Here is a 19778-nt window from a genome sequence, read left to right on the forward strand (position 1 = left end):
CCGCGTTTCATACGATCTCGATGTCGTTCCGTCACCGCACACCAGAGCTGGGAGCACCCGCCATGGCCACCGAGCCGACCGACTCCAACGACTCCGCCGCGCCCACCGAATCCACCCTGCAGAACGTCTCGTTCCCGAGCGCGGGAACGACCGCGTACGGATATCTCGCCGTACCGCCCGCCGGACACGGCCCCGGCGTCATCGTCATCCAGGAGTGGTGGGGCCTGACCGCCCACATCAAGGACATCGCCGACCGCCTCGCACGCGCGGGCTTCGTCGCGCTCGCCCCGGATCTGTACGGCGGCCGGGTCGCCCATGACTCCGGCGAGGCGCTGCGCATGATGGGCGACCTGCCCACCGAGCGGGGCGTCGACCTGCTCTCCGGCGCCGTCGACTATCTGCTCGCGCGGCCCGAGACGGACGGCGAGACGATCGGCACCGTCGGCTTCTGCATGGGCGGCGGATTCGTGCTCAGCCTCGCCGCGAAGGACCAGCGGGTCTCCGCGGCCGTGCCGTTCTACGGCGTCAACCGCGACGGTGTCCCCGACTTCTCGAACCTCAAGGCCGAGATCCTCGGTCACTACGGTGAGGACGACGACACCGTTCCGCCGTCGAGCCTGAAGGAACTGCGTACCGCGATCGAGTCCCAGTCCGGGATCGTTCCGGTCATCCATCTCTACCCGGGCGCGGGCCACGCCTTCTTCAACGACGGCCGCCCCGAGGCGTACCACGCCGCGTCCGCCGCGCTCGCCTGGGAGCGCACGATCGCCTTCCTCCGCGAGCAACTCGGCGTCTCCGGCTGACGCCGTATCCCGGCCGGCACCGGGTCAGCCGAGCGCGGCCCCCCGCGACAGCAGCAGCGCGACATCGACACCCGCGACCACGATCGCCGCGAGGAACGGCACCTTGGGGCGGCGGCGGCCCAGCAGCGAGCCGCCGACCGCCGCGATCAGCGCCACGGCGACGGCGACCGCACCGACCGCGCCCGCTCCGCCGAGCGCGAGGAGGACCGTCGCCGCCACCAGCGGGGCCGGCAGCAGCAGCCGCACGGCGGCCGGCCCCAGCCGCTGCGGCCAGCCCCGTACCCCCAGCGCGAGATCCGCCTCGATGTCCGGCAGCACATCGCCGAGATGCGCCCCGACCCCCACCAGCGCCGCGGCGGTGACGATCCACCAGTCCGGCCGGGGCCGCCCCGGCAGACCGAGCGTCACGAAGGCGGGCAGGGAAGCGAACCCGATCGCGTACGGCAGCCAGGACAGCACCGTCGACTTCAGCCGGACGTTGTACAGCCAGGCCGCGGCCACCCCCACGAGATGCACCACGCCCGCGAGCACGCCGTACGCCAGCGACAGCGGAACGCACAGAACCAGCGCCGCCACGGCCGCGGCCCGTACGGTACGCGCGCCGACGGACCCGGCCGCCACGGGCTTGGCGCGGCGCCCGGCCGCGGTGTCCCGCGCCGCGTCGACGGCGTCATTGCTCCAGCCGACCGACAACTGCCCCGTCAGGACGGCGGCGGTCACCAGCAGACAGCCGGACGCGTCCTGTCCGGCGGCCACCGCGAGCCCCGCGACCAGCAGCGTCACCGCGACCGTGGGCCCCGGATGGCACGCGCCCAGCAGCGCGCCGAGCAGCCCGGCCGTCCGGCGCGGCCAGCCGCCCGGAGCCTCGCCGAGCGGTGTACGGACGATGCTCCCCGGCTGGTCGATGGCGTCCACGCGTCCATCGTAAGCAGCGCCACCGACAGCGGCCGGTCCGTGACGCCCGTACCCCGCGCCGGCCGGACCGACCGTCACGGCGCGGTCGTACGACCGGGCCTGAGGGGCCGTACAGGCGACTTCGTGTGTGGCACGACCGAGCGGGGGCAGGGATTGCACATCAGCCGCCCCCTCCGACCCCGGACCGCAGATGACTCGCATCGCAGCCGTCCATGGAGCCCTGGCTCCGCATCGGTACGCCCAGCACGAGATCACGGACATGGTCGCCAAGACGTGTCTGCCCGCAGGTGCCGACCGGCAGGTACTCGACCGGCTGCACCGCGGCGCGCGCGTGGAGACGCGCCACACGGCCCTCCCCCTCGATCAGTACGACGGTCTCAAGGACTTCGGGGCGGTGAACGACGCCTTCATCGCCGGGGCCGTGCCCCTGGGAGCCGAGACGGTCGGCCGGGCGCTGGACGCGGCGGAACTCTCCCCGCGCGATGTCGATCTGCTGATGTTCACCTCGGTGACGGGTATCGCCGCGCCGTCCGTGGACGCGCGCCTCGTCGGACGGCTCGGACTGCGCTCCGACGTGAAGAGAGTGCCGGTCTTCGGGCTCGGCTGTGTGGCGGGAGCGGCCGGTATCGCCCGGCTGCACGACTATCTGCTCGGACGGCCCGACGGGGTGGCCGTCCTCCTCTCGGTCGAGCTGTGCTCGCTCACCTTCCAGCGTGACGACGTCTCGTCCGCCAATCTCGTCGCGACCGCGCTCTTCGGGGACGGCGCCGCGGCCGTCGTCGCCTGCGGCCCCCGGCGCCGGGCCACCGGCCCCGTCGTCGTCGACACGCGCAGCCGGCTGTATCCGGACACCGAGCAGGCGATGGGCTGGGACATCACGGGCTCCGGGTTCCGTATCGTCCTGGACGCGAGCGTTCCGGATCTGGTCCGCAAGAACCTCGCCGCGGATGTCGACGGATTCCTCGCCGCCAACGGACTGACGCGCGAGGACATCACCGCGTGGGTGTGCCACCCCGGCGGGCCGAAGGTGCTGGAAGCCGTCGAGGAGGTCCTGCGACTGCCCGCCGACGCGCTCGACATGACGTGGCGTTCGCTGGCGGCGGTGGGGAATCTGTCGTCCTCCTCCGTGCTGCATGTGCTGCGTGACACGCTGGCCGAGCGCCCGCCACCGCCCGGTACCCACGGACTGCTGCTGGCGATGGGGCCCGGATTCTGCTCCGAGCTGGTGCTGCTCCGCTGGTAGGGGCGGCGGCGGCCCCGGCGGCGAGGGACGGGGAGAAGAGACAGAGGGACGGGGAGACATGATCTGGTACACCACGCTGGTACTGGCCGTGGGCGTGGAGCGCGTCGCCGAACTCGTCGTCGCCCGGCGCAACGCGCGCTGGAGTCTGGCGCGCGGCGCCGTCGAGCGGGGGCGGGGGCACTACCCGCCGATGGTCGCGCTGCACACCCTGCTGCTCCTCGGCTGTCTCGCGGAAGTATGGCTGGCCGACCGGCCGTTCGACCCGGCGCTCGGCTGGCCGATGGCCGCCGTCGTGCTGGCCGCGCAGGCGCTGCGCTGGTGGTGCATCCGTACGCTCGGCCCGCGCTGGAACACCCGGGTGCTGGTCGTCCCGGGACTCCCACTGGTGACCGGCGGCCCGTACCGGCTGCTGCGGCACCCCAACTATGTGGCGGTGGCGGCGGAAGGGATCGCGCTGCCGCTCGTACACGGCGCCTGGATCACCGCGCTGCTGTTCACCGCGTGCAACGCGGTACTGCTGACGATCCGGATACGGTGCGAGAACCGCGCGCTGGAGTCGGCCACCGCGGGCGCCCGGCCGTGATCGATCTGCTGGTGGTGGGCGGCGGACCCGCCGGTCTCGCCACCGCGGTCCATGCCGCGCTGGCCGGCCTGGAGACCGTGGTGATCGAACCCCGCTCCACCCCCGTCGACAAGGCGTGCGGCGAAGGCGTGATGCCGAGTGGCGTACGCGCGCTGACCGCCCTCGGCCTCGACCCGCTCCCGGGCCATCCACTGCGCGGCATCCGCTACATCCGCGGCGCCCACCGGGCCGAGGCCCCGTTCGACGACGGACCCGGGCTCGGCGTGCGGCGTACGGAACTCCACGCCGCGCTGGCACGACGGGCCGCCGAAGCGGGTGTCAGGACCGTGACCGGCCGGGTCGGCGCGGTGGAGCAGAGCGCGGACTCCGTGACCGCGGGCGGGCTGCGGGCGCGCTGGCTGGTCGCCGCGGACGGGCTGCGCTCACCCGTACGGCACCGCCTCGGCCTGGACGTCCCCGACCGGCGGCCCCGGCGGTACGGGCAGCGGCGGCATTACCGCATGAAGCCCTGGACGGACTTCGTCGAGGTCCACTGGTCGTCCTCGGGGCGGGCGGGAGAGGCGTATGTGACGCCCGTGGCGGACGATCTGGTCGGGGTGGCCGTACTGACCACGGTGAGGGGCGGTTACGACGACCATCTGGCCCGCTTCCCCCGGCTCGTCCCGCTGCTGGACGGTGAGCCGGTCGGCGCCGTGCGCGGCGCGGGCCCTCTGCGCCAGCGGGTACGCCGCCGCAGCGCGGGCCGGGTGCTGCTCGTCGGCGACGCGGCCGGGTACGTCGACGCCCTCACCGGCGAGGGCATCGCGCTCGCGCTGGCCTCGGCGGAGGCGGCCGTCCGGTGTCTGCGGGCCGGGCGGCCGCAGGAGTACGAGGGGCTGTGGCGCGCGCTGTCCCGGCGCCACCGGATGCTGACGGAGGGGCTGCTGAGGGTCAGCGGCCACGCGGCGGGAGCCCGGCTGATCGTGCCGGCGGCTGCCCGCATGCCCTCGGTCTTCGCGGCGGCGGTACGCGCCCTCCAGTGAGAGCGCGCACGACGCGATCGCCGGCTGCCGGGGTCAGGGTGAGAGACCGCCCGTGGTCTCCGCCCCCGGGGGCGTCATCGCGTTCACCGAGTGCGGCAGTACGTTCACGAGGTAGTCCGCGATCGTCGTCTCCAGACCGACATCGCGCCCCGCCGCCTCCGACAGATACCAGCGGTGCTCAAGTACCTCGTGGTAGATCTGCGCCGCGTCCATCTCGCCGCGCGCCTCCAGCGGGACGGCCCGTACGGTCGGCCGGAAGACATCGCGGACCCAGCGGTGCGCGAGGACCTCGGGCCGCGCCCCGAGCGGATCGCCGGGCGCGTAGTCCTCCTCGCCCGCCATCCAGCTCTCCAGGTCGTTGAGCAGCCGGCGCGCCTGGTTCTCCTCGGCGTCCAGGCCGGTCAGCCGCAGCAGCTGGCGCTGATGATGGCCCGCGTCCACGACCTTCGGCAGGAAGGTGACGGTGTCACCCACCGGGGAGCGCTCGATCTGCATCTCCGCGACATCGAAGCCCAGATCGTTGAGCCGGCGGATCCGGCGGTCGATGTAGTGCCGCTTGTCGACCGGGTACACCGACTCGCGTGTCACCTCGTGCCAGAGGTCCTCGTACCGCTGGACGATGGCCGCGCCGAAGGGCACCGGGTCGACGGAAGGGTGCAGCGCGCCCGACGCCTCCAGGTCCATCAGTTCCCCGGCGATGTTCACCCGTGCCAGCTCGATGTCGTACTCGCGCTGCCCCCGGCTCAGGTTCTGCTGGATCTGCCCGGTCTCGGCGTCCACCAGATACGCGGCGTACGCGCCCGCGTCCCGCCGGAAGAGCGCGTTGGACAGTGAGCAGTCGCCCCAGGCGAATCCGGCGAGATGCAGTCGTACGAGCAGCACGGCCAGCGCGTCCATCAACCGCTTCACCGTGGTCGGCCGCATCGTCGACTCGAACATCGAGCGATAGGGCAGCGATCCTTTGAGATGGCGTGTGATCAGCGCCGGCTCCAGGGGCGCCCCGTCCGCGTCCACACGCCCGGTCACCACCGCGACCGGGTCCACGGCCGGGATCCCGAGGCGGTGCAGATCGCGCAGCAGACCGAACTCGCGGACCGCCCCGCGCTCCGATATCTCCTTGACCGCCACGACCTCGGGCCCTGCCGACGCGAAGCGCACCACATGGCGTGAGATACCGCGCGGGAGCGCGACCAGGCACGCGTCGGGCCACTGGTCGAGCGGAGTGGTCCACGGCAGATCCAGCAGCACGGCCGGCTGCTCCGGATTGGTCGCGCTGATCTGCAGCGGCATCGTGCCTCCCACGGCGGTCGTCGGGCGGGCACCGGATCCGGAACCGCCCCGGACAGTGTGCCGGGTCCGGTGACCGCGGTCGGAGGCAGGACCGGGGTGGATGGCTGTGCGTCCCTTCGTGAGTGGTGCCGTCGCCCGTGCGGCGTCAGCGGCCGGGGCTCTGTCGGGCGGGGCCGTGCCGGTGGTCGGGTCCGGCCGGGGCAGTGGCGGCGGGGGGTGGGTCAGCGGCTCAGCAGCAGCTCGGTGTTGCGGTCGGTGGACTTGCCCGACGGGGCGGTGGTCGAACCCGGCGCGTTGTGCGACAGCTCCCGGTAGAGGGCGGCGAGACCGGTCTGCGAGAGGTCCTCGAAGTCGGTCCTGTGCGGCGCGGCCGACTCGATCAGCGTGGTGAACAGCGACAGCGTGCCGTCCCCGTTGTCGGCGATCTCGATGACCCGGGCGAGCTGCGGGAAGTCGATGTGCGAGGCGGTGGAGATCTCCCAGAAGCTGCCGTGCGGAAGGATCGAGTTGCGGTGGCTGTGACCGTTGACCCAGGCCAGCACATTGCGGTTCCGCTTGAGCAGCGCCAGGACCTCGTCGCCGTTGTGCCGGGCCTCACCGGGGTGCGCGGGGTCGGGGTGGGTGTTGGTCATCGTCCAGCTGTTGTGATGGCTGAAGATGACGACGTATCCGTCCCGGTGCTCCGCGAGCTTGCGCTTCAGCCAGTCGAGCTGGGCGGTATTGAGCGAACCGGTGTAGTGGCCGCCCCGGTCGGTGGTGTCGAGGCTGATACCGGTGACGTTCTCGCCCATCGGGAACGTGTAGTAGAGCGTGTCGTCGTCCAGATTGGCCGCGGTGTAGCCATGGCCGGCCGGACCGGCGCCCGCCCGCTCCGGGTCGAGGTGCGCGGTCAGATACTCACGCGGGCCGAACGGCGCCCGGCGCGGATCCGCGGTGATGGACCGCATCGCGCGCTTCGAGCGGCGCAGCAGGTCGATCAGCTTCTGCCCGTTGGGGTCGCCGCCCTTCGAGAGGAGCTTCAGCAGCTGCTTGGCCTCGGCGTCGGGGATGCCGTACAGCTTCTTCGCGCCGACGGCGAACTCGGCGAGGAAGCCGGACGGGTCGGCCATCGCCCCGCTGGCCAGACCGTCGTGATTGCCGACGGTCGAGTACCACGGGATCCGCAGCCCCGGGCTGTTCACGGAACGGATCGCGGCGGCGAGGAACCCGTCGATACGGGGGTAGCCGAGCCGCTTGTCGGTGTCGCGGCGTGAGTCCTCCGGGTGCCAGAACAACCGCTCGTCGGAGTTCTGCACTCCTTCGTAGCGCTGGAGGTCACCGGTGTTGGGGGAGATACGGCCACCGCTCATCACCGTGAGGAACCAGTCCAGTTCCGCCCGGGAGTTGTTGTCGGTGTTGTCGCCCGTCGTCACGGCGAAGGCGAGCGGAGTCCCGGTCGCGGGTCCGGCCTTCAGCGCGTTGATCTGCTCGATCAGGGCCACCGCCCCGGGGACGGTGAGCGCCTCCTGCGGCCGCCAGCCCGAGAGCTGCTGCGAGCGCAGATACTCGGTGCGCACCGGGTGCTGGACATCCACCAGATGCAGATCGGTGAGCTGGACGAAGGAGCTGAGTACGGTGCGCCGCTGGGCACGGCCGGGCCGCGGGGCCGCGAGCGTCTCGCGGACGACCCTGCGCCAGCCGGGGCCGTCGCCGAGCCGCCGGAAGGCCGCGGCGCTGTCGCGTGGCGCGGCCACCGTCTCCAGCGTCGTACGCGCGGGGACGGTACGGATGGGCGTGGCCGGGGCGGCGGGGCCGCGGGGACCGGGGACGGAGGGTGCGGCGGTCACTCCGGGCGCGGCGGCCGCTTGCCCGGGACCGCCGCCCGCGCCGAGCGCCAGCCCGATCCCGGCGGAGACGCCGACCGCTCCGGTGGCGGTGAGAAAGGAACGGCGGTCGACGGCGGTGACTGCGGAGCGTATGCGTGTCATTCTGCGGTCTCCCGAGTGCGAGCGCGTCAACAAGCGCGCCGGGGACGGCCCCCTGGCTACTCCTTGATGGTTGACACTGGGCGTGGCCTGCGGGTGAACGAAGTTCCAACGGCCAACGCCGATCACCACACAGGGATCACCGTGTCGGGGAACCGTCGCCCCGCCCATGGCCACAGGACCGGAGCCGGTCACTCAGCGTTCACTCTGCGGGGAAGGGCGGCTGGTCCTCCCGTGTCCGCGCCTCCGGGCGCCGCTCTCCGGTCCCGCTTGCCCGCGGTCCTGCTTCCCGAGGCTCCGCTTCCCGTGCCCCCGGGCGAACCGGCCGGTTGTCAGACCCCCGTGGGAGGGTGATTCCCGGGCCGGTGATCCCCCCTGGACACCCGGACTCCCCGATGCCCAGCCCTGGTTCCCGCCATGCGCTGGTTCCTGAGCCGACCTCCGAGGAGCTGTCATCATGACGGATAGTCCCGCCTCCGCCTCCGCCTCCGCCCCCGCCGCGCAGGCGCTCGCCGAGTTGGCCGAGCTCCTCGCGCCCGGCCGCGCGGCCGTCGCGGAAGAGGCCCTGTTCGCGTACGACGATCCGGACGCCTACGTCCGTACGCACGCCACGCGGCTCGACCGCCGCGGCATCGACGCGCCCATCGAGAACCTCGCGTGGATCGCGCTCGTCGACGCTCTCACCGCCCAGGGGCTGCTGGCCGAGGTCGACTGGAAGGAGGGCGGTGACGAGATCAGGCGTCAGCTCCGGGGCCTCGAATCCCGTCCCACCGTCGACCCGTGGTCCCTCGCGGGCCCGGAGGACGCGGACGGTACGGACGGCACGGACGGCACGGACGCGGAGCCGCTGGACACCGCCGCCTTCCTCAATGAGGCCGGCCGGCTCCATCTGGAACAGGGCGTGGCGCTCGCCGTGCTCGACATAGAGTCGGACTGCTACCCGCTGGTCTGCTTCCCGGCGCGGCGGGCGGGCGAGCTGACGCCGCTCGCCTCGCGCGCCGGTTTCTACGCGGCGGTCCTGGGGGCCGACGCCCTCTGAGCCCGTACGCGCGGCACGGCGGCACCGCGACCGCGCTCAGCCCGTGCTGATCACGACCGGCCCGCCGCCGGGATCGGCGCGGTCGATCCAGTCGGCGGAGGCGTACAGCGGGCGGTTCGGCACCGCGCCGCGCCGCAGCCGTTCCCGGTGCAGCACCCGTCCGTCCTGGCTGACGAGGAGGAACGAGAGCCGGTCCGCCGAGCGCGCCGTACGGAGCGTGAAGCGGCCCAGCGGCGGGCGCGGGCCGCGCGGATCGATACGGTTCGGCGCGACCCACCGCAGGGGCGCGTCCACCTCCACCGGTACCTGCCCGCCCGGCCAGGCGCCGTCCGCCAGATACCGCAGCACGGGCCCCGCGACGAGCCGGCCCTCCCGGGCGGCGGTGCCCGCGGGCTCGATGGCGTGCAGCAGATTGCCGACGGCGAAGACGCCGGGCGCGGCCGTGCGGAACGCGGTGTCGACCGCCGGGCCCCGGGTGCCCCGGTCGAGGATGATCCCGCCCCGGCGGGCCAGCTCATGGTCGGGGATCCAGTCCCCGGTGAAGACGACGGTGTCGCAGCCGACGGTCGTCGTCCTGCCGTCGTCGTGCCGCAGCGCGACTCCGGTGAGCCGGCCCCGGCCGAGCAGTTCGGTGACGGTCGTGCCGGTGACCAGCGGTACGCGGTGGCGCAGCCGCGACCCGAGCCCTGAAGCCCAGGAGGACTGGTGACGCGGCTGCTCGGTGACCATCGCCGCGATCTCCACGCCCGCGCTCCGCAGGGTGCGCGCCGCGGAGAAGCTGACGGGTTCGGCCCCGATGACGACGGCCCGCCGCCCGATCCGCTGATGATGCAGATGGAAGGCCTGTTGCAGCTCGCCGGTGGTGAACACACCGGCCGGCCGTGTCCCCGGCACCAGCCGTGCGCTGCGCGGCCGTTCGCGCGCGCCGGTGGCGAGGACGACCGCTCCGGCGGAGAGGCTTTCCAGGCCTTCGGGGCCGGTGATCTCCACGGTGAGCGGCCCGGGGCCGCCGGGGGAGACCTCGCGCCCGTGATGTCCTGCCCAGCCGGTCACGGAGACACCGGTGCGCAGCGTCGCCCCCGCGCCGGTCGCCAGCTCCCGCCAGTGGCGGGCGTACGCGGGTCCGCTCATCGGACGGTGCAGATCACGCAGGCCGAACCCGGTGTGGAAGCAGTGGCGGGGGACGCCTCCGGCCTCTTCCTCGCGCTCGACGACCTCGACCGTACCGGCGCCCGAGGCGGCCAGTCGCGCGGCCGCGGCCAGACCCGCGGGACCCGCGCCGACCACCAGCACCTCGACCGAGCGCTGCCGTCGGCCGGGGCCGGGGACGGAGGACAGGCCGTCCCGGTCCGATGTCGCGCTCATGGTCCGACCTCCGGGCCCTGGGACGGTTCGCCGCCACCGGACGGTCCTGGCCTGGTGGACGCTCCGGGTGTGCCGGACGGTCCGGGTGTGCCGGACGCGCCGATCGCGCCCGGGGCTTCGGGAGCTTCAGGGGTTTCGGCGGCGAGCAGGGCGCGTACGGCGGCGCCGCAGTAGAAGCCCTGGCACCGGCCGCCCCGGGCGCGGGTGCGCCGCCGCAGCCCCTCGGGCGAGCGGGGCGGGACGGTACTGGCGAGGGCGTCGCGGATCTCCCCGCGCGAGACCCGTTCGCAGTGGCAGACGATCCTGCCGTACTCCGGGTCCGCCGCGATCAGCTCGGCGCGTGCGTACGGTCGTGGCGACGCCTCACCGATATTCGGCATCCGCACCGGTTCGAGCTCCCGTGCCGCGCCCAGGTCCCGGCCAAAGCCCGCGAGCAGCTCCACGACATGGGCGGCGATCGCCATGGACGCGGTCAGCCCGGTGGAGCGGATACCGCCCACCGTGATGTAGCGCTGCCCGGGATGGGAGCGGATGCGGTAGTCGTCCTCCTCGGTGGCGGCGCGCAGTCCCGCGTAGACGGCCGTCACCTCCTCGTCGAGCAGCTCCGGCATGATCCGTCCGCCCTTCTCCCGCAGGAAGTCCAGTCCTTCGGCCGTCGATCCGGTCGCCGTCTTGTCGTCCAGGTCCTCGGCGGTCGGGCCGAGCATCACGTTGCCGTACACCGTGGGCGCCACCAGCACCCCCTTGCCGAGCGCGGTGGGCACCGGCAGCAGGATGTGCCGGACCAGATCGCGGGAGAACTTGTCGAAGACCATGAGCTGACCGCGCCGGGGGGTCACGGTGAAGTCGGCGTGGCCGAGCAGCCGGTCGATCTCGTCGGCGTACAGTCCGGCGGCGTTGATCAGTGTGTGCGTCCGCAACACGCCGCGGCCGGTGGTCAGTTCGTGCGGGGACGCGTCGCCGGGCACGTCGGAGACGTCCTCCACCCGGCAGTTGAGATGCAGATCGGCCCCGGCCCGTACGGCCTGGGTGGCGTACGCGAGCGTCGTCGTCCAGGGGCAGATGACGCTCTCGCCGGGGACTTCGAGCGCCCCGAGCGCGCCGGGGCCGAGACGCGGCTCACGGGCGTACAGCTCGGCCGCGTCCAGGATCCGTGTCGCGCGGTACTCGTTGCGCTCGGCCTTCTCCACCAGCCCGGGGAGCGCGGCCAGTTGTTCCTCGTCCCACGCGACGAGCAGGGCGCCGAGCGGCTCGACGGGGATCCCCGTCCGCGCGGCGTACTCCGCGAGGCGCCGCTGTCCCTCGCGTACGAGCCGGGACTCCAGCGAACCGGGCACGGCGTCGAAACCGGTGTGCAGAATGGCCGTGTTGGCCTTCGACGTACCGTCGCCGACATCGTCGGACGCCTCCACCAGCGCGATCCGCAGCGGGTAGCGGGCAAGTTCACGGGCGATGGCCGCGCCGACCACTCCGGCGCCGATGACGGCGACGTCGTACACCTCGTCCGGCAGCGTGCCCGAGGTCGTGACAGTCATGGTGCTCCAGGTCCGGTGCGGTCGAGCAGCGCCGCGACCTCCGCGCGGAAGACGCCCAGCCGCTCCGCCGCCTCGTCCGCGCCGATCCCCGGCTCGTAGACCGCGGCGGGCTTCCACTCCGGGATCACCTGCCGCAACGACTGCGCCGGATCGAGGCCGAGACGCGCGAGGGCGCCCACCCCCAGCGCCGTGACATCGGGCAACGCCGAGACCTCGACGGGCCGTTGGAGCAGATCGGCCTGGGTCTGCATCAGCAGCGCCGACCGGGTCAGCCCGCCGTCCACCCGCAGGCTCGTCAGCGGCGAGCCGAGATCGGTGGCCACCGCGTCCGCCAGCTCCACGACCTGGGCGGCGATGCCCTCGCACAGCGCGCGCACCAGCTGTCCGGGGCCGGTGTCCAGACCGAGGCCGGTCATCGAGCCGCGCAGATCGCCGCGCCACCACGGCGCGGCGAGCCCCGCGAGCGCGGGTACGAAGGTCACGCCGCCGCTGTCCGGTACGGCGGAGCCGACCGCGTCGAGATCGGCGGCCCCCGAGATCACCCCGAGATCCGTCAGCCAGCGCACGGCGGACGCGGCCGTGTAGACCTGCCCGTCGAGGCAGTAGCTGGTCCGTCCGTCCAGCCGCCAGGCGACACAGCTGACCAGGCCCGACGTTCCCCGGCGCGGCAGTCCGCCGGTCTGCGCGAGCAGGAACGCGCCGGTGCCGTACGTGCACTTGGCGGATCCCGGTTCGGTCACGTCCTGGGCGAGCAGCGCGGCCTGCTGGTCGACGAGCAGTCCGGTCAGCGGGATCTCGGCACCGAAGGCAGCGGTGGTGCCGACCGGCCCCGCCGCGTCGACGACACGGGGCAGCGCCTCGTGGGAGAGCCCGAAGATCTCCAGCGCCTCCGGCGACCAGCCGACCCGGTCGAGGTCGAGCAGCTGCGTGCGCCCGGCAGTGGCGGCGTCCGTCACGAACGCGCCGGTCAGCTGGTGGATCAGCCAGGAGTCGCTGGTCGTGACGGCGCCCTCGCGGGTCAGCTCGCGTCGGATCCAGGCCATCTTGGGCGCGGCGAAGTACGGGTCGAGCGGAAGCCCCGTCAGCTGCCTCAAGCGGTCGCCGTACGGGGCGAGCTCCGCGCAGAGCGGCTCGGCGCGGCGGTCCTGCCAGACGATCGCGTCGGTGAGCGGTGTACCCGTACCCGGATCCCAGGCGAGCACCGTCTCGCCCTGGTTGGCCAGACCGACGGCCGCGACCGGCTCCGCCGCGTCCGCGAGTGCCTGCCGCCCGGCGTCGAGTACGGAGCGGAGGAGGACGGCGGGATCGACCTCCACCAGTCCGCCGGAGCCGTAGCGGGGCGGCGCCGGGGCGGACCCCGTACCGATCACGCCTCGTTCGGGGCAGATCACGAGCGCCTTGGTGGCCGAGGTGCCCTGGTCGATGGCGAGTACCGGCCGGGTGATCGATCCGGCGCGGGGGCGGGGCGAGTGCTGGGCTGGCGGCATATCCCGTTCTTCGGTCGCGGAGGGGCACGAGGCCGCGTCGGTCGCGGCGCGTCGTGATCGCTGAGCGAAAGCGTGATGCAGGTCAGAGCGGGCGTCAAGGGTTCGCTGGCCCGTCCGTGCGCGGGTGCGGCGGCGTCCCGGCCCGGCGCTCCGGGAAATCGTCCGGGCACCGCCGCCGGGCGAAGTCCAACCTGCTTTGATCAACAGAGAGTTGCGAAAGATCAGCAAAGTGTTCGAGCCATGTCACTATGCCCCCTACACTGATCGCCGCAGCGACAGACAGTGCTCTTCGGCTCTTCCTGACCTGCGGCACATCAGGTCTGTGCCTTCTGCGACGACGCCGGATCGCTCCACCCCCCACCGTCCTAGAGGATCTATGACGAACATACTTTCAGCCAGGTGCCCCTTCGGCCGCGCCCGGCTCAGTACGTCCTGTAGGCAGCCCGCGACGGCCGGCGTCTCCCGGCCGCCGCGGTACGGGAGTTCCGCGATACCGGAACGGGGGAGCGTCCGCCATCCACGGGTCCCCGGCCCACCGGGTCCGGGAAGGGAGGGGCGATGCTAGGGCGCGCCCCGAAAGTCCCGCCCGGCCCGCCGCCCTCGCGGGCCATCCTCCGACGGCCGTCGTCGTGGCTCGCCCGGCGGCCGTCCACGTGTGTGCGGACGGGGCGGGGCTGATGGTGAGCGACAACATGCGCCCCGTGTACCACCCGGCGGGACACGACAACGAACTCCGCGCCGCGGTCCAGGATCTGCGTACCGGCCGCTGGGTCTCGATGCGCAACGTCCTTGCCGAGACGCCCGGTTGGTCCCTGTGGACCCAGCGCACCCAGGTGCTCGCCGCCGTGGCCGCCGGGTCCGACGCCGTACAGGCATGGCTGTCCGAGGAGCCCGGGAGCGTCGCCGCACTCGTGATGCACACCCGCGTGCTGGTGGAACGCGCCGTACGGGCCCATCGCGAGGGACACGCCCGCACGCAGGAGCTGTGGCAGCAGGCATGGGAGGCGTGCGGTACCGCCGCGCGCCACGCTCCCGACGACCCGGTGCCCTGGGTCTGTCTGCTGGCCCTGTCCCAACTCGACAGCAGACAGCGGCTGGAGGAACACCGGCTGCCGCCGCCGGGACCGATGCTCTTCCCCGGTCCCTGGGCCCTGCTCGCGGAGGCCGACAAGCGCGATCCGTACAACCGCGAGGCGTACCACCGCATGCTCCAGTTCGTCTACGCGCGGCGGGCCGACGGATCACTCTCGGAAGCGGTCAACTTCGTCCAGTGGGCGGCCTCTTCCGCGCCCGAGGGCTCCGCGCTGCACGTCATGCCCCTGTTCGTACGGGTGGAGCGCTACCGCCGGGACAACGGTCACGAGAAGGCGCTCGACCTCCACTGGGTCACGGAGGACGCCACCCGTGACGCGCTGCGCGCGGTGAGTCTGTGGTTCGACCACGCCGTCCTCGCCGAGGCCTCGCTGCTCGACCTCAACCAGCTGGCGCACGCCCTGTGGGGATCGCTCCAATTCGAGCAAGGGGCCCGGGTGTTCGAGGCCCTGGGGCCTTACTACGTCTCCGTGCCGTGGGCGTATCGTACGCGCAGCCCCGGCGACGCCGGGCAGGCCGAGGACGTGTTCCTGCGCGCCCGCAGCCGGTGTCTCGCGGCGGCCCGCGACCAGCGGGACGGGCCGGGCGGCTGAGCGGCACCCACCGCGGTGCCGCTTGTGCCCTCCGCCCTCGGCAGCACGTCCCCCAGCCGTTCCCCGATTTGTTGTTCCTTACCGGAGGTACTTTCGATGTCCACTTCGCCACCGGCCTGGTCGAAGGCCGGTCCCCTACCCCAGAGGGACGAGGAGCAGCGGCTGCGCGAGCTCGGCTACCAGCCCGTTCTCGCCCGCCGCATGGGTGGCTTCGGCAACTTCGCCATCAGCTTCTCGGTCATCTCCATCCTGTCCGGCTGTATGACCCTGTACGGCTTCGGCATGGGCGCCGGCGGTCCTTCGGTGATGCTCTGGGGCTGGGCGGGAGTCGGTCTGTTCGTGCTCTGCGTCGGCATGGCGCTGGCCGAGGTCACGAGCGCGTATCCGACCTCGGGCGCCCTTTACTACATGGCGGACCGGCTCGGCGGCCGTAAGTGGGGCTGGTACACCGGCTGGCTCAACCTGCTCGGACTGCTCGGCGCGATCGCGGGAATCGACTACGGGGCCGCGCTGTTCACCGGAGCCTTCCTCAATCTCCAGTTCGGCTTCAGCCCCACCCCGGGCTGGACCTTCGTCATCTTCCTGTGCATCCTGCTGCTGCACGCCGTGCTGAACCTGTTCGGGGTCAGGCTGGTCAGCGTGCTCAACTCGATCAGTGTGTGGTGGCATCTGGCCGGTGTCGCCATCATCGTCGGTGCCCTGGCGATCGTCCCCGACCACCACCAGTCGCCGTCGTTCGTCTTCACCGAGTTCGTCAATGACACCGGCTGGCAGAACCCGCTCTATGTGGCCGCCATCGGGCTGCTGCTCGCGCAGTACACCTTCTGCGGTTACGACGCCTCGGCCCATCTCTCGGAGGAGACCTCGAACGCGTCCGTGACGGCCGCGCGCGGGATCGTCCGGGCCATCTGGGTCTCCTGGATCGCCGGCTTCGCCCTGCTGGCCGGTCTCACCTTCGCCATCCAGGACTACGCGGGCGCCCAGAACAGCGCCACCGGCGTGCCGCCCGCGCAGATCCTGATCGACGCGCTCGGTACGAGCGGTGCCACGGCGCTGCTGCTGCTCGTGATCGTGGCGCAGCTGTTCTGCGGCAACGCGGAGGTCGCGGCGGCCAGCCGGATGGTCTTCGCCTTCAGCCGCGACAACGCCCTGCCGGGCTCCGCGCTGTGGCGGCGCGTCAGCAGCCGTACCCAGACCCCGGTCCCGGCGGTCTGGCTGGCGGTCATCGTCGCGGGTGTGCTCGCCGTGCCGTCGCTGTACTCCACGACGGCGTACGGCGCGGTGACGGCCATCAACGTCATCGGTATCACCCCGGCGTACGCCATCCCCATCTTCCTGAAGCTGCGCGCCAAGGACCGCTTCGAGCCGGGGCCGTGGACGCTCGGGCGCTGGAGCAAGCCGATCGGCTGGATAGCCGTGGTGTGGGTGGCCCTGGTGACCGTCCTCTTCTGCCTGCCCCAGTCGAACCCGGTGACGGTCGACTCGATGAACTACGCCGTGATCGCCCTGGCCGTGGTGCTGATCCTGGCGACCGCCTGGTGGTACATAGCCCGTGGCTCGTACAGCACTCCGCAGGCGTACGGCAACGCGCGCGAGCAGTCCGAGATCTCGGAAGGCATCGTCTGAGCCTTCTCCCCGTCCGGAGGGACGAGGTGTGTGCGGCGGGGGTCCGGCCCGAGGGCGGGGCCCCCGCCGCACGTACGCGTGGTGCCGACGGGCCCTTCGACCTGGCGGCTCCGCTCAGTTGTCCCTGAGGAATTGTTTCGCCAGCTCGTCGCCGCGCCGCGCGATGGCCTCCTGGTCATCCAGCCGGGAGAGCTCGGAGTCCTTGAAGACGATGTACGTCACCCCCGACGGGACCCCGCCGCCCGAGGGGTCGGGCGCGATTCCCAGCGCGCGCGCCGTCGCGTACGACGCCTCCCCGATGATGCCCGGCGGGCCGGTGTCGCCGACGACCGCGTACTCCACCTTGTCGCGGTGGATGACCGCCGCGACGGATCCGCCCCGGACGCCCGACGAGCGGTAGTTCCAGATGGAGCTGGAGAGGGGCACGACGATGTACGGCAGCTCCTCCGGGTTGAGCGCCCTGCCGTCGGACTGCAGATACGCGGTGGTGTCCTGGTAGTACGGGTCCGCCGCGGGGTTGCAGTGGGCCGTGGTCTGGCCGTCGCAGTCGATGTCCATGTCGGCCTTCCAGAAGACGGCGCCCTTGGCATCGCAGACGGGGATCGTGGCCGGAGTGCTCTCCCGGGTGCGGTACTGCCCGTGGGAGATCTGGTCGCAGCCGCCTGCCCTGGCGAGCAGGGCGGACGCGGTGACGGGTCCGTCCTCGGGGAATCCGTCGTGCCTGAACGATTCTTTACCGGCGGGCGGCCCTGCCGCGGGCTCCGGCGCGCCGTGGCGATCGGGCGATGCGGAGGCGGACGGCGCGGAGGCGGATGGCACGGAGGCGGATGGCGCGGAGGCTCGTGGCGCGTCGGAGGAGGGCGGCGCGGCGGAGGACGGCGCGGAGGCCAGTGGCGCGGAGGAGTGCGGCGCGGAGGCGGACGCTACGGAGAGGGACGATACGAGGGCGCGGTACGCGGGGTCGGCGGACGCGGCGTCAGGCGACGCGCGGGCGTGCGGCGCGGGGGCGTGCGGCGCCTCGGCGGGTACGGCCAGGGCGGGGAGCACGGTCGCGGGGATGACCGCGGCGGCGAGCAGCGCCGTACTGGCGGCGGTGAAGACATGGGGGCGAGCGGGCACGGAGAAGATCCCTTTCCTGAATGAACCAAGACCGGACGGCGCGCCTGGGCGGCACCCGGATGGCGGGGTCAGCGGCTGGGCGGGGACGGCCTGCGGCCGTCGCCTATGCACTCGCTCAGCCGGTCGAGGAAGACCCGCTGCCCCGTCACCAGTGGCTCCACGGCGTTCTCCAGCGAGAACCAGGCGACACGGTCCAGCTCGGGGAATTCGCGCAGGACACCCGATCCTCTCGGCCACTCCATGGTGAAAGTGCCGGGCACGGCGAGGGCGGGGTCGAGATCCCCCTCTACGGCCCAGACCGTGACCGTCTTGCCACCCCGTTGCCGCGTCCCGCCGAGCGGGATCCACGGTCCGTCGGGTGCGGGCAGGCCCAGTTCCTCCTGGAACTCCCGGCGGGCGGCGTCCTCCGGCCGCTCGTCCGGTCCGTGCTCACCCTTGGGGATCGACCAGGCGGCGGCATCGCGGCCGGACCAGAACGGCCCGCCCATGTGCCCGAGGAGCACTTCGGTACCGGTGTCCGTCACCCGGTACACGAGGAGACCCGCGCTCTGTTTGCCCGACATGCCGTCAGTCTGGGCACGGGTACGTAACGGTGCATCACGGGCATCGGCTGTCTGTGCGGGTTTCGCTCGCGTCTTCGATGCCGGCGTGCTGTGCCTGGCGCCGTGGACAGCCCGTGGACGGCGGGGCCTTCGGCGCATCATCGAGCGCCTCACGGGAAGCCGCAGCTTCACGGTGTGCCGCCCGGCCGATCGTATGAATGGTTGCGCCGTACGGGGGCGGCGCATCCGGTCGGTGCGCGGCGTCGGCCCGCCGGTCGGGTAACGGGCGGGGCCCGGCCTGGCAGCGCCGGTGCGCGCTGCCGGGCCGGGCCCTCATGAGGGACGCCTACGGGACCTCCGCGGGTCTCCCCGCGGCAGCGCCTCCTACGGGAAGGAGGTCACCGTCGACGGAACCGTCGAGGTTCCCGAGGTGGGTGACCCGATGCTGTTGATCACATGGTTGTACTGGCCCATACCGCCGAGCGAGACGACCAGGAGATCGTGGAACCTCACCCCGGGTTTGACCGGCGCCTGGAAGCCGTGGTCCTGCTGGATCGTCGAGTCCGAGGTGTAGTTGCAGTAGCTGCCCATACCCCAGCCCTCGTGGTTGTTGACGGTGTCGGCGACCTTGTAGGCGGCGTAGCCCTTGATGGAGCCGTTCTGGATGGCGGCCTGGTTGGGGGCGTCGTACGCCTTCTCGTTCTGGAAGAAGATCGTCCTGCCGTTCTCGCCGTACCACTCCACGTCGTACTTGTTGAAGTGCTCGACGAAGAGCCCCGTGGCCAGCACGTCATCGCCGTTGACCCGGATACCGTAATCCGCGCGGTTGGTCTCCCAGCCGACACCGGCGCCGTGGTCCGCGCGCCAGACCCAGGTGTGGTCGATGATCGTGTCGTCGCTGTTGACCACCATGCTGGTGGTGGCCTTGCCGGGGCCCGCGCCGCCGATCCTGATGAACACGTCCTGCACGGTGGTCGGATTGGCGGAGTGGTCGGCCGAGGCGCCCTGGGGACCGACCTCCAGAAGCGTCGGAGAGTTCACCGGACCCGCGTCGATCAGGAAACCGGCCAGCTTCACCCCGTCCACATCGGCGACCTTCATGGCGGTCACCCCGTTGTCCGGCACGATCGTGGCGAGCCCGAGCCCCAGCACGACGGTGTTGGCGCGGTTCACGTTGATCGGCTGGTCGACGTGGTAAATGCCGGGTGTGAACAGCAGGTTGAGCCCCTGCGCGAGCGCCTGATTGATCGTCGCGGCGGTCGCGCCCGGCTTGACGACATAGAACTGGTCGAGCGGCAGCGACTGGCCCTGCGGCGCGCCATTGCCCCAGGTGGTGCCGCGCGCGTTGGTGCGCTTGGCGGGGACGAACACCTTGTAGGCGTTCCCGTCGAGGTAGAGGAAGGGCTTCTCGCGTGAGACGGGGGTGGTGTTGAGGGTGGTGTAGGGCGGGTTGGGGAAGCTCTGCGCGGGGGCGCCTTCGACACCGGAGAAGGTCATGTTCCAGACGCCGTTGGTCCAGCCGCCGACGGAGCTGTCGCGGGTGTACCACTGCTGCTGGGA

Annotated in this window: 15 protein-coding genes and 1 pseudogene; 7 read left to right on the forward strand and 9 right to left on the reverse strand. The window is 72.3% G+C overall.

Annotated features, from left to right (window positions below):
• Positions 1-62: 62 nt before the first annotated feature.
• Complete coding sequence (locus tag ACZ7LS_RS31095; RefSeq protein ID WP_382524493.1) at positions 63-803, forward strand: dienelactone hydrolase family protein; 741 nt, start codon at positions 63-65, stop codon at positions 801-803.
• Positions 804-827: 24 nt separating this feature from the next.
• Here ACZ7LS_RS31095 and ACZ7LS_RS31100 read toward each other — a convergent pair whose 3' ends face one another.
• A complete protein-coding gene (locus ACZ7LS_RS31100; protein ID WP_382524495.1) occupies positions 828-1718 on the reverse strand; it encodes a UbiA family prenyltransferase in 891 nt (296 codons plus the stop codon).
• Between the two features lie 190 nt (positions 1719-1908).
• On the opposite strand from ACZ7LS_RS31100, the gene ACZ7LS_RS31105 reads away from it, so the two are divergent.
• From ACZ7LS_RS31105 to ACZ7LS_RS31115, 3 genes are read left to right on the forward strand one after another with little or no spacing between them, the layout of a single operon-like run.
• A complete protein-coding gene (locus ACZ7LS_RS31105; RefSeq protein ID WP_382524496.1) occupies positions 1909-2961 on the forward strand; it encodes a type III polyketide synthase in 1053 nt (350 codons plus the stop codon).
• A gap of 58 nt (positions 2962-3019) precedes the next feature.
• On the forward strand, positions 3020-3544 hold the full coding sequence (locus ACZ7LS_RS31110) for an isoprenylcysteine carboxyl methyltransferase family protein (protein ID WP_382674614.1): 525 nt from the start codon (positions 3020-3022) through the stop codon (positions 3542-3544).
• Positions 3541-4566, forward strand: coding sequence for an NAD(P)/FAD-dependent oxidoreductase (locus ACZ7LS_RS31115; RefSeq protein WP_382674617.1), 1026 nt, complete (start codon positions 3541-3543; stop codon positions 4564-4566). Before ACZ7LS_RS31110 ends, ACZ7LS_RS31115 begins: the two co-directional genes overlap by 4 nt.
• A 33-nt stretch (positions 4567-4599) precedes the next feature.
• Here the strand turns inward: ACZ7LS_RS31115 and ACZ7LS_RS31120 are convergent, their stop codons facing one another.
• Both ACZ7LS_RS31120 and ACZ7LS_RS31125 read right to left on the reverse strand, forming a co-directional pair.
• The gene (locus ACZ7LS_RS31120) at positions 4600-5856 is read right to left on the reverse strand and encodes a DUF4032 domain-containing protein (RefSeq protein WP_382524501.1); all 1257 of its coding nucleotides are present in this window, start codon (positions 5854-5856) and stop codon (positions 4600-4602) included.
• Positions 5857-6077: 221 nt separating this feature from the next.
• Positions 6078-7823, reverse strand: a complete 1746-nt coding sequence (locus ACZ7LS_RS31125; protein ID WP_382875514.1) for a TIGR03767 family metallophosphoesterase — start codon at positions 7821-7823, stop codon at positions 6078-6080.
• 454 nt (positions 7824-8277) lie between these two features.
• On the opposite strand from ACZ7LS_RS31125, the gene ACZ7LS_RS31130 reads away from it, so the two are divergent.
• On the forward strand, positions 8278-8859 hold the full coding sequence (locus tag ACZ7LS_RS31130; RefSeq protein WP_385135702.1) for a DUF6630 family protein: 582 nt from the start codon (positions 8278-8280) through the stop codon (positions 8857-8859).
• Between the two features lie 36 nt (positions 8860-8895).
• Here the strand turns inward: ACZ7LS_RS31130 and ACZ7LS_RS31135 are convergent, their stop codons facing one another.
• The 3 genes from ACZ7LS_RS31135 to ACZ7LS_RS31145 are packed head-to-tail and all read right to left on the reverse strand — an operon-like array spanning position 8896 to position 13204.
• On the reverse strand, positions 8896-10224 hold the full coding sequence (locus ACZ7LS_RS31135) for an NAD(P)/FAD-dependent oxidoreductase (RefSeq protein WP_385135704.1): 1329 nt from the start codon (positions 10222-10224) through the stop codon (positions 8896-8898).
• Positions 10221-11759 carry an FAD-dependent oxidoreductase gene (locus ACZ7LS_RS31140; protein ID WP_385135706.1) on the reverse strand — a complete coding sequence of 513 codons (1539 nt, stop codon included), beginning with the start codon at positions 11757-11759 and terminating at the stop codon, positions 10221-10223. Before ACZ7LS_RS31140 ends, ACZ7LS_RS31135 begins: the two co-directional genes overlap by 4 nt.
• The gene (locus tag ACZ7LS_RS31145) at positions 11756-13204 is read right to left on the reverse strand and encodes an FGGY family carbohydrate kinase (protein ID WP_382524596.1); all 1449 of its coding nucleotides are present in this window, start codon (positions 13202-13204) and stop codon (positions 11756-11758) included. The genes ACZ7LS_RS31140 and ACZ7LS_RS31145 overlap by 4 nt, the downstream gene beginning before the upstream one ends.
• 719 nt (positions 13205-13923) lie before the next feature.
• Here ACZ7LS_RS31145 and ACZ7LS_RS31150 point away from each other — a divergent pair.
• Positions 13924-14931, forward strand: coding sequence for a hypothetical protein (locus ACZ7LS_RS31150; RefSeq protein ID WP_385135708.1), 1008 nt, complete (start codon positions 13924-13926; stop codon positions 14929-14931).
• A 96-nt stretch (positions 14932-15027) separates the two neighbouring features.
• Positions 15028-16557 (forward strand): amino acid permease, encoded by a 1530-nt coding sequence (locus tag ACZ7LS_RS31155; RefSeq protein WP_382674635.1) that lies wholly within the window; start codon positions 15028-15030, stop codon positions 16555-16557.
• Between the two features lie 114 nt (positions 16558-16671).
• On the opposite strand, the gene ACZ7LS_RS31160 is transcribed toward ACZ7LS_RS31155, so the two are convergent.
• The 3 genes and pseudogenes from ACZ7LS_RS31160 to ACZ7LS_RS31170 form a co-directional block, all read right to left on the reverse strand.
• A complete protein-coding gene (locus ACZ7LS_RS31160; protein ID WP_385135710.1) occupies positions 16672-17676 on the reverse strand; it encodes a glycoside hydrolase family 75 protein in 1005 nt (334 codons plus the stop codon).
• Between the two features lie 68 nt (positions 17677-17744).
• Complete coding sequence (locus ACZ7LS_RS31165) at positions 17745-18239, reverse strand: NUDIX hydrolase (protein ID WP_382524517.1); 495 nt, start codon at positions 18237-18239, stop codon at positions 17745-17747.
• A gap of 363 nt (positions 18240-18602) precedes the next feature.
• A pseudogene (locus ACZ7LS_RS31170) lies at positions 18603-19778 on the reverse strand (coagulation factor 5/8 type domain-containing protein); the annotation flags it as partial.

The sequence above is a fragment of the Streptomyces sp. NPDC039430 genome (assembly GCF_055639435.1).

Bases quoted from the DNA above. Each gene is read 5' to 3' on its own strand.
- ACZ7LS_RS31095 (WP_382524493.1), top strand. From the start codon at position 63: ATGGCCACCGAGCCGACCGACTCCAACGACTCCGCCGCGCCCACCGAA.
- ACZ7LS_RS31105 (WP_382524496.1), top strand. From the start codon at position 1,909: ATGACTCGCATCGCAGCCGTCCATGGAGCCCTGGCTCCGCATCGGTAC.
- ACZ7LS_RS31110 (WP_382674614.1), top strand. From the start codon at position 3,020: ATGATCTGGTACACCACGCTGGTACTGGCCGTGGGCGTGGAGCGCGTC.
- ACZ7LS_RS31120 (WP_382524501.1), bottom strand. From the start codon at position 5,856: ATGCCGCTGCAGATCAGCGCGACCAATCCGGAGCAGCCGGCCGTGCTG.
- ACZ7LS_RS31125 (WP_382875514.1), bottom strand. From the start codon at position 7,823: ATGACACGCATACGCTCCGCAGTCACCGCCGTCGACCGCCGTTCCTTT.
- ACZ7LS_RS31130 (WP_385135702.1), top strand. From the start codon at position 8,278: ATGACGGATAGTCCCGCCTCCGCCTCCGCCTCCGCCCCCGCCGCGCAG.
- ACZ7LS_RS31135 (WP_385135704.1), bottom strand. From the start codon at position 10,224: ATGAGCGCGACATCGGACCGGGACGGCCTGTCCTCCGTCCCCGGCCCC.
- ACZ7LS_RS31140 (WP_385135706.1), bottom strand. From the start codon at position 11,759: ATGACTGTCACGACCTCGGGCACGCTGCCGGACGAGGTGTACGACGTC.
- ACZ7LS_RS31150 (WP_385135708.1), top strand. From the start codon at position 13,924: ATGGTGAGCGACAACATGCGCCCCGTGTACCACCCGGCGGGACACGAC.
- ACZ7LS_RS31155 (WP_382674635.1), top strand. From the start codon at position 15,028: ATGTCCACTTCGCCACCGGCCTGGTCGAAGGCCGGTCCCCTACCCCAG.
- ACZ7LS_RS31165 (WP_382524517.1), bottom strand. From the start codon at position 18,239: ATGTCGGGCAAACAGAGCGCGGGTCTCCTCGTGTACCGGGTGACGGAC.